Raw genomic sequence first — 12,051 nt, 5'->3', positions numbered from 1 at the left:
TTAAATGGCTCTTCGCCGCTCCGACGCCTTCGACCGCTTCAGCGCCGCCGCCGCGGATCGCATCCTCGTGCTCGACGGTGCCATGGGGACGATGATCCAGGACCTCAGGCTCGACGAGGAGGCCTTTCGCGGCGAGCGCTTCGCCGACTGGCCAAAGGACCTGAAGGGCAACAACGACCTTCTGATCCTGACCCAGGGTCCGGCCATCAAGGGCATCCACAAGGCTTATCTTGAAGCCGGCGCCGATATCGTCGCCACCAACACCTTCTCCTCCACGACCATCGCTCAGGCCGACTACGGCATGGAGGAGCTGGCCGTCGAGATGAACCGCGAGGGCGCTCGCCTGGCGCGCGAAGCAGCCGACGAGGTGGCCGAGGCCACCGGCCGGCCGCGGTTCGTTGCCGGCGCCATCGGCCCGACGAACCGGACCGCGTCGATCTCGCCGGACGTCAACGACCCCGGCTATCGCGCCGTCGCCTTCGACGATCTCGCCAAAGCCTACGGCGATGCCGCGCGCGGCCTGGTGGAGGGCGGCGCCGATCTGCTGCTTCTGGAGACCATCTTCGACACGCTGAACGCCAAGGCTGGCATCTACGCCTTCGAGCAGCTGTTCGAGGAGCTTGGCTACCGGCTGCCGGTGATGATCTCCGGCACCATCACCGACCTGTCCGGCCGCACCCTGTCCGGCCAGACGCCGACCGCCTTCTGGCACTCCGTCGCCCATGCCGCCCCGATGACGGTCGGCCTGAACTGCGCGCTGGGCGCCAAGGAGCTGCGCGGCCACATCGCCGAGCTGTCCGGCGTCGCCGACACCTTCATCTGCGCCTATCCGAATGCCGGCCTGCCGAACGAGCTCGGCGAGTATGACGAGAGCCCGGAGGCGATGGCCAAGCAGCTCGACGCCTTCGCGCGCGACGGCCTCGTCAACGTGCTGGGCGGCTGCTGCGGCACCACTCCGGACCACATCCGCGCCATCGCCGAGGTGGCGGGCATTCACAAGCCGCGCGCCATCCCGCAGATCGCTCCGAAAATGCGCCTGTCCGGCCTGGAGCCGTTCGTGCTGACCGACGACATCCCGTTCGTGAATGTCGGCGAGCGCACGAACGTCACCGGCTCGGCCCGCTTCCGCAGGCTGATCAAGGAGGGCGACTACGGCACTGCGCTCGAGGTGGCCCGCGACCAGGTCGAGAACGGCGCCCAGATCATCGACGTCAACATGGACGAGGGCCTGCTCGATTCCGAGCAGGCGATGGTCACCTTCCTGAACCTCGTCGCCGCGGAGCCCGACATCGCCCGCGTGCCGATCATGGTCGACTCGTCCAAGTGGACGGTGATCGAGGCCGGTCTGAAGTGCATCCAGGGCAAGGGCATCGTGAACTCCATCTCGCTCAAGGAAGGCGAGGAGGCGTTCATCGAGCAGGCGGAGAAGGTGCGCCGCTACGGGGCCGCCGTCGTGGTCATGGCCTTCGACGAGACCGGCCAGGCCGACACCTACGAGCGTAAGACCGAGATCTGCGCCCGCTCCTACAAGATCCTGACCGAACAGGTCGGCATCGCGCCGCAGGACATCATCTTCGACCCGAACATCTTCGCCGTGGCGACGGGCATCGAGGAGCACAACAACTACGGCAACGACTTCATCGAGGCGACCGGCTGGATCCGCAAGAACCTGCCGCACGCCCACATCTCCGGCGGCGTGTCGAACCTGTCCTTCTCGTTCCGCGGCAACGAGCCGGTGCGCGAGGCGATGCACTCGGTGTTCCTCTACCATGCCATCCAGAACGGCATGGACATGGGCATCGTGAACGCCGGTCAGCTCGCGGTCTACGACGACCTCGACGCCGAGCTGCGTGAGCTCTGCGAGGACGTGGTGCTCAACCGCCGCGACGACGGCACCGACCGCCTGCTGGAAGTGGCCGAGCGCTACAAGGGCGACGGCGGCAAGAAGCGGGTCGTCGATCTCTCCTGGCGCGAGGCTGAGGTCGAGAAGCGGCTGGAGCACGCCCTCGTCCACGGCATCACCGACTTTATCGAGGAGGACGTGGAGCTCGCCCGCCAGCGGGCGGAACGGCCGCTGCATGTCATCGAGGGGCCGCTGATGGCCGGCATGAACGTGGTCGGCGACCTGTTCGGCGCCGGCAAGATGTTCCTGCCCCAGGTGGTGAAATCGGCCCGCGTGATGAAGAAGGCCGTCGCCTACCTCATGCCCTACATGGAGGAGGAGAAGAAGCAGCTCGGCACCGACGAGAAGTCGAACGCCGGCAAGATCCTGCTCGCCACGGTGAAGGGCGACGTCCACGACATCGGCAAGAACATCGTCGGCGTCGTGCTCCAGTGCAACAATTTCGACGTCATCGACCTTGGCGTGATGGTGCCCTCCCAGCGCATCCTGGAGACGGCGAAGGAGGAGAAGGTCGACATCATCGGCCTGTCCGGCCTGATCACGCCCTCCCTCGACGAGATGTGCGCGGTGGCTGGCGAGCTGGAGCGCGAAGGCTTCGACGTGCCGCTGCTGATCGGCGGCGCGACGACCTCCAAGATCCACACGGCGGTGAAGATCCACCCGAACTACGACCGCGGCCAGGCGATCTACGTCACCGACGCCAGCCGCGCCGTGGGCGTCTGCTCGAAGCTGATGTCGGCCAATCGGAACGACTATTTCGAGGAGATCCGGGCGGATTACGAGAAGGCGGCGGATTCCTATTCGCGCGGCCAGACCTCGAAGAAGCGGCTGGCGATCGCCGACGCGCGCGCCAAGCGCGTCCAGGGTGACTGGACGCCGTTCCAGACGCCGTCCTTCCTCGGCACCAGGGCCTTTGAGAACTATCCGCTGGAGACGCTCGTCGACTATATCGACTGGACGCCGTTCCTCGCCGCCTGGGAGATCAAGGGCACCTACCCGATGATCCTCGACGACCCGAAGGCGGGACCGGCGGCGCGGGCGCTGATGGACGATGCGCGCGCCATGCTCAAGCAGATGGTTGAGGAGAAGTGGCTGACGGCGAACGGCGTCATCGGCTTCTGGCCGGCCGGGGCGGAGGGCGACGACATCGTCGTCTACGAGGACGAGGCGCGCACGAAGAAGATCGCCACGCTGCACTCGCTGCGCCAGCAGATCGCCCGGGACCGTGACCGGCCGAACGCTGCCCTGTCGGACTTCGTCGCGCCGCTGGATGCCGGCGTGCCGGATTATGTCGGCGGCTTCTGCGTCACCGCCGGCCTCGGCGAGGAAGAGGTTGCGGAGCGCTTCGGCAAGGCCAACGACGACTATTCCAAGATCCTGTCGCAGTCGCTGGCCGACCGGCTGGCGGAGGCCTTCGCGGAACACATGCACGAGCGTGTGCGCCGCGAGTTCTGGGGCTACGCTCCGGACGAGGACCTCACGCCGGCCGACCTGATCGGCGAGAAGTATCAGGGCATCCGCCCGGCGCCCGGCTACCCGGCCCAGCCGGACCACACCGAGAAGGCGACGCTGTTCGAGCTTCTCGACGCGGAGAAGCAGACCGGGGTGAAGCTGACGGAGTCCTACGCCATGTGGCCGGCCTCCTCCGTTTCCGGCCTCTATTTCGGCCGGCCGGAGAGCTTCTATTTCGGCGTCGGCAAGATCGAGCGCGACCAGATCGAGGACTACGCCGCCCGCAAGGGCTGGACGGTGGAGGAAGCGGAGCGCTGGCTCGCCCCGATCCTCAACTACCAGCCGAGCGCCTACAAGGAAGCGGCGGAGTAAGAGCAAAGCCAGGAAAAGTGCTCTTGCGGTTTTCCGTGCGGCTTTGCGGTCTGAGAAACTAACGAGGCCCGCTTCCGACAGGAGGCGGGCCTTTTCTTTTCGACAGGAGGGCCGTCGGCTCACGACGTTCCCAAGCCTCCGGAAGACAGGCGGCGGCAGCCCCTACGCCCGTGCCTCCATCAACCAGCACGCCGCCGTGTAGCGGACCGCGTCGCCCTCGACATAGGGGGCAAGGCCTTCGCGCGCCGCGGCGAGCGCCCGCTGTTTCGTGTCTTCATCGAGATCCTCCGCCAGCCGGCCGAGCGGACCAAGCCGGGTGAGGTAGAGGTCGAGGTCGACCGCGGAGAAGCGGCACGCCACGTCGATGGGCTCCACCGACACCCGATCCCAGCCCGCATCGCGCAAGATCGCGCGCACCTTGTCGCCGTCGGCGAAGGCGAACTGGCCGGGCGCGTCGGGATCGAAGCTAGGCCGCCCCGGCAGGTGCGGCGCCGCGGCCCGCACGGCTGCCGTCATGAACCCGTTCTCCTTCGGATGGCGCCACGCCGCCATTCGCAGCGGCGCCCCGGGCTTCGCCGCCCGCCGGAGATTGGCGAATGCGGCGACGGAATCGGAGAAGAACATCACCCCGAAGCGCGACACGATCGCGTCGAAGGCGTCCGCTTCGAAGGCATGCGTCTGGGCATCGCCGTGCTGGAAGCGCGCCGGCAGACCGGTCTCCGCGGCACGCCTTTGCGCCAGCGCCAGCATCGGCTCGGAGACATCGAGGCCGACGCACGCGCCGCCTGGGCCCAGCCGCCGCGCCACCGCCAGCGCCGTTGCCCCTGTCCCGCAGCCGACGTCCAGCACCCGGCCGGAATGCCCCTCCGGCACGGCTTCCGCCAGGATCGGCTCGAATCCGGCAAACATCCGGTCGAGGGTTTCCTGCGCGTCCACCCAGGCGCTGCCGCCCAGCCCGTTCCACAGCTCGATCTGCTCCTCGTTCACTGCCGCCTCGGTCATGTTCGTCGCGCTCCATGCTTGCGATTGTCCATGTTGCGCGGCATCCTGCCAGTTCAAGTCGACTTGAGGTCAAGGGCCATGCGCGATCCCGACATATCCGAGGTGGCGAGCCGTTCCGGCGTGCCCGCCTCGACGCTGCGCTATTATGAGGAAAAGGGCCTGATTGCCTCGACCGGCCGGCGCGGCCTGAAGCGGACCTTCGATCCGCAGGTCACCGAGCGGCTGGCCCTGATCGCGCTCGGACGGGCGGCCGGCTTTTCGCTGGACGAGATCGCCGCCATGTTCGGACTCGACGGCCAGCCCGACATCGACCGGGCGGCGCTCGCGGCCAAGGCCGACGCGCTGGACGTCCGCATCCGCGAGCTCACTGTCATGCGCGACGGGCTGCGCCACGCCGCCGCCTGCACCGCGCCGAGCCACATGGAGTGCCCGACCTTCCGCCGCATCGTGAAGGCCGCCGCCTCCGGCGCCCTAGCGGCTCCCGGTCGTCGCATGCCCGGCGAGGCCTAGGCCCCATGCCCATGTCGTCTGTTCGCGTGGGCGCAATGGCGGTCACACGCAGGGCGACAGAACGCGTGGCCGGGCGGCGATCCGTCCGCGACGATCAGCGCAGCAGCACCGCGCAAACAGGTGCTGGACAGCGCGTGCCACCTTCCGCACCCTTCCGCTTCGGGCTCAGCCATCGGAAGGTCGGGACAGGCGCATGACGATCCTCAATCTCGACGCCCTCATGCGGCCGCGCTCCGTCGCGCTCGTCGGACCGAACAGGCTCGAGCCGGATCGGCTGGCTCTCGTCGCGGACCGCCTGGCACCGTGCGGGACGGCGCGGTGGGCCATCGGCCTGGGCGCGGACTGTCCCGGCTTCGACGCCGCAACCCTGGGCGACCCGGGGGTCGCGCCGGACCTCGCCGTCTATCTCGGCGGGCCGGACCACGCCGTGGAGACCGTTGCGGCCCTCGCCGAAGCCGGCACCCGGGCCGTGGTGGCGTTGTCGGTGGGCTATGACGCCTGGCCGGACGATGTGCTGCGCCGCGCGCTGGAAGCCGGGCGCAGCCGGGGGCTGCGGCTGGTCGGACCGGGCAGCATAGGGGTCCGGGTTCCCGGTGCCGGCCTGGACGCCTCGCTCATGGTGCACGCGGGCAGACCAGGCGACCTGGCCCTCGTCGCCCGCTCCGGGGCCATCGTGAACGCCACCCTTGCCTGGGCCGCCCGCCATGGGGTCGGGTTTTCCGGCGTCGTCTCTCTTGGCCAGAAGGCGGACGTTGATGTGGGCGACCTGCTGGACTGGTTCGCCACCGACGGCCGCACGCGGGCCATCCTCATCCACATGGAAACGATCTCCGATCCGCGGAAATTCATGTCGGCGGCGCGCGCTGCGGCGCGTACCAAACCCGTCGTCGTGCTCAGGTCCGGCCTGACCCGTGACCTGCCGCGGGCCATCGACAGCCTGTGCAGCCGGCTCGCCCCAACCGACCGGGTCTACGATGCCGCGTTTGCCCGGGCCGGTCTCGTGCGGGTGTTCGACATCGACGAGGTGTTTGAGGCGGCGGAAACCGTGAGCCGCTTCAAGGCGCCCGCCGGCGGCCGGCTCGGGGTGATTGCCAACGGGCGCAGCCTCGCCTCTATGGCGGCGGACAGGCTCGCAGCCAGTGGCGGAAAGCTCGCCCACTTCGGGGAGACGACGACAGCCGTGCTCGAGCCGCTGGTGCGCAGCGGGACGTGGCCGGCAAACCCCGTGATCCTGCAGGACGACGCGGATCCGACGGCGCTGGCGGAGACCCTGGCCGCGCTCCTCTCCGACCGCGAGGTGGATGGCGTGCTGGCGGCCGCGGCACCGACCTCGGTCGCGCCGGTTGCACCGCTGGTGGACGTGCTGATTGCGGCGGCGACGGAGCATCGCAAGCGGGCGCTGCGGCGCAAGCCGATCCTTGCGGTGCTTCTCGACCTGGAACCGGAGGAGGAACGGCGTCTCAGCGAGGCCGGCATCCTGGTCAGGCAGTCGCCGGGGGCAGCCATCCGGAGCTTCCAGCATCTGGTGAACTACGGCCGGGGCCAGGAAGAGCTCGCCTCGACGCCGCCGGAAGGCCCGCCCATGGAGGCGCCGCTTCTCGACGAGGCGCGCTCGATCATCGAAGCGGCGCTGGACGAAGGCCGATCGCAGCTCGGCCAGGCCGAGAGCCGCCGGCTGCTGCGGGCCTTCGGGATCGAAACGCTGGAGCGGACGCTGGCGACCACGCCGGAAGAGGCGCGGATTGCAGCGGCGGCGCTGCTCGCCGGCGCGCCCCGCTGCCGGATCGGTCCAGCCTACGACGATGCCACCACCGCACGGCCGATCGCGGTGGAGGTCGCCAGCGCGGCGGGCGCCGAAAGGCTGGCCTCGTTTCTCCTGTCGGGCGGGGCCTCCTCGGCTGGCGGTCCGGTGCCCGAGGCGGTCGCGCTGGAACCGGCGCTGCCGGCCGCCGACACGATCGCGTTGGCCGCCGGCATCGTCGACGACCCGGCGTTCGGCCCGGCCGTTGTGCTCGCGCATGCCGGGGCTCTAGCCACCGCCGCGCCGGTCTCCGTCGAGCTGCCGCCGCTGGATCTCAAGCTCGCGGCCGGCATGGTCGACCGGCTCGGGCTGGATGGGCTCGAACCGGGAGAAGCGGACAGGGAGGAGGGCGCGGGTGATCGCGGCGCGCTGTTGCTCGCCCTGGCGCGCGTCGGGCAGCTTGCGGCCCGGTTCCCCGAGGTCCGCGCCATCGATGTCGCGCAGCTTCTGGTCGGCGGCGGGCACGTGCGTGCCGCGGACGTGACCGTTCACGTGGCTCCGGTCGGACCGGTGGCGGGCCGTCTCGGCCATCCGCGACTGGCCATCCGGCCCTACCCGAACGAGTGGCAGCGCGACCTGACGCTCCGCGATGGCCGCCGGCTGGAGGTGCATCCGATCCGTCCGGAGGACGAGCCAGCCTACAAGGCCTTCCTGGAATCCATCGACCCGGAGGATCTGCGGCTGCGCTTCTTCGCGCCGTTGCGCCACATCGGCCACGCGATGCTCGCTCGCCTGACGCAGCTGGACTATGCCAGGGCGATGGCGTTCGTGGCGAAGGATCCGCGGACGGGCGCCATCCAGGGGTCGGTGCGGCTTCACGCCGATCCGGATCACCGCATCGGCGAGTACGCGATCCTTCTGCGCTCCGAGCTCAAGGGGCAGGGGCTCGGCTGGGCCCTGATGAGCCTGATCATCGAATATGCCCGGGCAGACGGGCTGCAGGAGATCGTCGGCGAGGTCCTGCGCGAGAACACTACCATGCTGGCGCTGTGCACCGCGCTCGGCTTCGAGGTGAAGCCTGTGCCCGACGACGAGGGCCTCGTGGAGGTTCATCTTCCCGTCGCCCAGACCGACATCCGCTTCCACGACGACCTTGGTCAGCTTCACGCAAGCTCCTAGGGGCTATCACAGGATGTGTCGGATGAGCGCCTCGCGTTCTCCGCACGTCCGGCTCGCACCTGCCCGTTTTTGTACGGATTCCAAAGTGGGGTCGGTGTAAGATGAAGCGAACACCGGCTTCCCGCCCTTTCAGCATGTCGCAGTCGCCGGTTTCGATCGAGCGGCGTTTGTAGACCGGGGCTTTGGGACGGGGTCGACACGGTGGCGGCACGCATCGCTGATGGGGATTGAGCATCATGATCAAGAAACCTCCGATCCCGAGCGATGACGCTGCGCGAGTGGCCGCGCTCCGGCGCCTCGCAATTCTCGATACGGAACGCGAGGCGTCCTTCGATCGGCTGGTCCAGCTTGCATCGCGGCAGTTCCGGGTGCCGATCGCGCTCATCAGCCTGATCGACAAGGAACGCGAATGGTTCAAGGCTTCGTGCGGTTTCGGCCGCATGGATCTCGACCGGGATCTCGCCTTCTGCACCTACACCATCCTTGACGACGAGGTGATGGTCGTGCCGGACGCGCGGCTCGATCCGCGCTTCTGCGACAACCCGCTGGTCACCGGCGAGCCGCATATCCGCTTTTATGCCGGAGCCCCGATCTACTCCGCCGAGGGCTACAAGATCGGCACGATTTGCCTGGTGGACAGCGAGCCTCACCCGGATTTCAGCGCGGATGACGAGGCGCTGCTCGCCGACCTGGCGGCCATCACGTCCGACCAGATCCAGATCCGATACGAGGCCACTGACGTCCTCACCGAGGTGGAGTCGCGGATCAAGGTGGAGAACGACCTCGCCTCGGCGGAGAACTGGCTCTCGCTGTTCCTGCGCTACTCGCCGGTCGCCGTGGCGATGTTCGACCGCGAGATGCATTACGTGGCGGCGAGCCGGCAGTGGCGCGAACTGTTCGGCATAGAGGGGCTCAAGCTGGTCGGCCAGTCCCCCTACGACGTTGCCCAGGGCGCTCCCACTCCCTGGCGTCAGCAGAACGAGACGGCGCTCGCCAACGGCACATTCTCGATCGAGGAACATTGGGTCACCCGGCCCGACGGCTCGCACGACTGGATCGAACGGCAGGTGCGACCGTGGCGTGACGCCAACGGAGAGATCGGTGGGCTCGTGGTGTTCGCGGAGGTCATCACCGGGCGCAAGGATGCCGAAGCCGCGCTGCAGAAGAACCGCAACTTCCTCGAAACGGTGCTTCAGAACGTCCAGGACGGCATCGTGGTGTGTGACGAGGCGGGCAAGCTGACACTTTTCAACGGTGCTGCCCGCGCGTTTCATGGCGTCGATGCATCGCCGATGCCGCCCGAACAGTGGTCTCAGCACTACGACCTGTATCGGGCAGATGGAAAAACCCCGCTCGAAACGGCGGAGATCCCCCTGTTTCGCGCGCTTCAGGGCGAAGTGGTCAGCGCCCAGGAGATGGTGATCGCGCCTCACGGCAAGCCTGCGCGCACCCTGGTCGCACAGGCAAAGCCACTGTTCGATGTCGAGGGGCGGAAGATCGGCGCGGTGGCGTCGATGCACGACGTCACCCGCGAACGGCTGGCCAAGGAGCAGCTGAGCGCCACGACCGCGCGCTACCGGGCCATCTTCGAGAATTCCTTCCAGCTCTGCAGCCTCATCAGCCTCGACGGGACGGTGATGGAGGTCAACCAGACGGCGCTCGACTTCCTCGGTCGCACACGCGACGAGACGATGGGAATGAATTTGTGGGACGGAAACTGGTGGGGCGGACGCTCCGGCAACCGGTCCGAACTGCAAGACGCCTTCAGGAAGGCCTGCGAAGGCGAGTTCATCCGGTTCGAGACGGATATCAGTGGCGCCCGTGGCCGAACGATGCCGATCGATTTCTCGCTGATGCCGGTCATGAGCGACGACGGCAAGGTGATCAACGTCCTCGCCGAGGGCCGGGACATGTCGGACAAGAAGCGCCGCGACACCGAGCTGCGCCGCAGGGAGGCGGAGCTGGAGCTGATCCTCGATCATGCGCCTGCCCGCATCATCTACAAGGAAGAGGACGGCCGGATCATCCGGCTGAACTCCGCGGCCGCGCGGGCCATCAACCGCAAGCCGGAGGAGCTCGAGGGACGCTATCTCTCGGAGTTCGCGCCGCGCTTTGCCGAGAAGGTGCAGGCCGACGACGCGCTGGTCTTCGCAGCCGGCCAGCCCTCGCTCGGCGCCGTGGAGGAATATATCGCCCGCGATGGAGCCCGCTCGTGGGTCAAGACCGATCGGGTCCCGCACATCGATCCGGCAACCGGCCGCCGCTACATGTTCGTGGTGTCCACCGACATTTCGGCGGAGAAGAGGGCCGAAGAGGCGCTGATCAGGAGCAAGGAACGATACCGGTCGCTCTACAACAAGACGCCCGTCATGCTGCATTCCATCGACCGGAACGGGCGGCTTCTTTCCATCTCTGATTTCTGGCTCGAGCGCCTCGGCTACGAGCGCGACGAGGTGATCGGCCGCAAGTCCTCGGAATTCCTCACACCGGAATCGGCCCGCAAGGCGATCGAGGAAGTCCTGCCGGTCTTCATGCAGACCGGCACCTGCAAGGACGTCGAGTACCAGATGGTGACCAAGACCGGGGAGATCGTCGATATCCTGCTCTCCGCGGTCTCAGAGTACAACGCCGACGGCTCGATCGAACGCACCATGGCGGTCCTGGTCGACATCACCGAACTGAAGGCGCTCTACAGCCAGCTGATCCAGGCGCAGAAAATGGAATCCGTCGGGCAGCTCACCGGCGGCCTGGCCCACGACTTCAACAACCTGCTCGGCGTCGTGATCGGCAACCTGCAACTGATGCAGAGAACGGTCACCGGCGACGACAAGTTTGCCCGGAGGCTGCACGCCGCGCTCGGTGCGGCCGAGCGCGGCGCGGAACTGACGAAGCGCCTGCTGGCCTTCGCGCGGCGCCAGAAGCTGGAAACCGAAAGCGTGGCCGTGAATCCGCTGATCCAGGACATGAGCGGCATCCTGAAGGGGACGCTGTCCAACATCATCACGCTGGACCTCGAGCTGGGAGGCGGCATACCCAACGTTCGCACCGACGCGTCCCAGCTTGAAACGGCGCTTCTGAACCTGGTGGTCAACGCGCGCGATGCCATGCCGAATGGCGGTCGGATCGTGGTGGAAAGCCGGGCTGTCCGGTTCACGGATCAGGACGCGGCGATGAACGGGGATCTTCAGCCGGGCGACTATGTCGAGATCTCGGTCAGCGACACGGGAAGCGGCATCCCGAAAGAATGCCTCGACAAGGTGTTCGAGCCCTTCTTCACCACCAAGCAGGCCGGGGGCGGCAGCGGTCTCGGCCTCAGCATGATCTACGGGTTCATCCGGCAATCCGGCGGATATGTGAAGATCTACAGCGAACCGGACCGGGGCACATGCGTTCGCCTCCTGCTGCCGGCGGACACCTCGCAGGTGTCCGCAGTCCCTGTGGAACACCCGCGGGGCAGCGATCGCCAGGGCGCCGGCGAGACCATCCTCGTTGTGGAGGATCAGGACGATGTGCGCGAGGTGGCCGTCGGCATGCTGGAGGAGCTGGGATACCGGGTCCTGACCGCGTCCGGCGGGCGGGACGGGCTCACCGTTCTGCGGTCGGCGGAAAGCGTCGACCTCGTCTTTTCCGACATCGTGATGCCGGGAGAGCTGGACGGGCCGCAGTTCGCGGAGGAGGTGCGCCGCCTGCATCCCGATCTTCCGGTCCTCTTTACGACCGGCTACACGGAGGCCACTGTTCTGCACAGCCGCGCAATTCACCTGGGACGGGACCTGGTGACGAAGCCCTATCGAATGGCAGATCTGGCCGAAAAGGTGCGGCGAGCCCTGGACAAGGTTCAGGTGCTATCGAAAGAGCCGGTCCCGCATGTCTAGCGGGGCTCCGAGAGGCA

The 12,051-nt window shown here is 67.7% G+C and carries 5 protein-coding genes; 4 read left to right on the top strand and 1 reads right to left on the bottom strand.

The features are described 5' to 3' along the window. Positions 1-4: 4 nt before the first annotated feature. Positions 5-3,727, top strand: a complete 3,723-nt coding sequence (metH, locus tag C507_RS0115570) for a methionine synthase (RefSeq protein ID WP_018700643.1) — start codon at positions 5-7, stop codon at positions 3,725-3,727. A gap of 162 nt (positions 3,728-3,889) precedes the next feature. Here the strand turns inward: metH and C507_RS0115565 are convergent, their stop codons facing one another. Further along, positions 3,890-4,729 (bottom strand): class I SAM-dependent methyltransferase, encoded by an 840-nt coding sequence (locus tag C507_RS0115565; protein WP_018700642.1) that lies wholly within the window; start codon positions 4,727-4,729, stop codon positions 3,890-3,892. 78 nt (positions 4,730-4,807) lie between these two features. On the opposite strand from C507_RS0115565, the gene C507_RS0115560 reads away from it, so the two are divergent. The 3 genes from C507_RS0115560 (at position 4,808) to C507_RS22520 (ending at position 12,034) form a co-directional block, all read left to right on the top strand. After that, a complete protein-coding gene (locus C507_RS0115560) occupies positions 4,808-5,239 on the top strand; it encodes a helix-turn-helix domain-containing protein (protein ID WP_018700641.1) in 432 nt (143 codons plus the stop codon). A 193-nt stretch (positions 5,240-5,432) separates the two neighbouring features. Beyond that, positions 5,433-8,159 (top strand): bifunctional acetate--CoA ligase family protein/GNAT family N-acetyltransferase, encoded by a 2,727-nt coding sequence (locus C507_RS21660; RefSeq protein WP_018700640.1) that lies wholly within the window; start codon positions 5,433-5,435, stop codon positions 8,157-8,159. Positions 8,160-8,395: 236 nt separating this feature from the next. Next, positions 8,396-12,034, top strand: coding sequence for a PAS domain S-box protein (locus tag C507_RS22520; protein ID WP_018700639.1), 3,639 nt, complete (start codon positions 8,396-8,398; stop codon positions 12,032-12,034). Positions 12,035-12,051: the final 17 nt, after the last annotated feature.

The organism is Amorphus coralli DSM 19760 (genome assembly GCF_000374525.1).
Classification (GTDB): domain Bacteria; phylum Pseudomonadota; class Alphaproteobacteria; order Rhizobiales; family Amorphaceae; genus Amorphus; species Amorphus coralli.
The sequence above is the reverse complement of the archived record's forward strand: the minus strand, read 5'-3'. Positions and strand labels throughout refer to the sequence as shown.

Excerpts from the sequence above, each read along its gene's own strand:
- C507_RS0115560 (WP_018700641.1), top strand. The coding sequence starts at position 4,808 with ATGCGCGATCCCGACATATCCGAGGTGGCGAGCCGTTCCGGCGTGCCC.
- C507_RS21660 (WP_018700640.1), top strand. The coding sequence starts at position 5,433 with ATGACGATCCTCAATCTCGACGCCCTCATGCGGCCGCGCTCCGTCGCG.
- C507_RS22520 (WP_018700639.1), top strand. The coding sequence starts at position 8,396 with ATGATCAAGAAACCTCCGATCCCGAGCGATGACGCTGCGCGAGTGGCC.
- C507_RS0115565 (WP_018700642.1), bottom strand. The coding sequence starts at position 4,729 with ATGACCGAGGCGGCAGTGAACGAGGAGCAGATCGAGCTGTGGAACGGG.
- metH (WP_018700643.1), top strand. The coding sequence starts at position 5 with ATGGCTCTTCGCCGCTCCGACGCCTTCGACCGCTTCAGCGCCGCCGCC.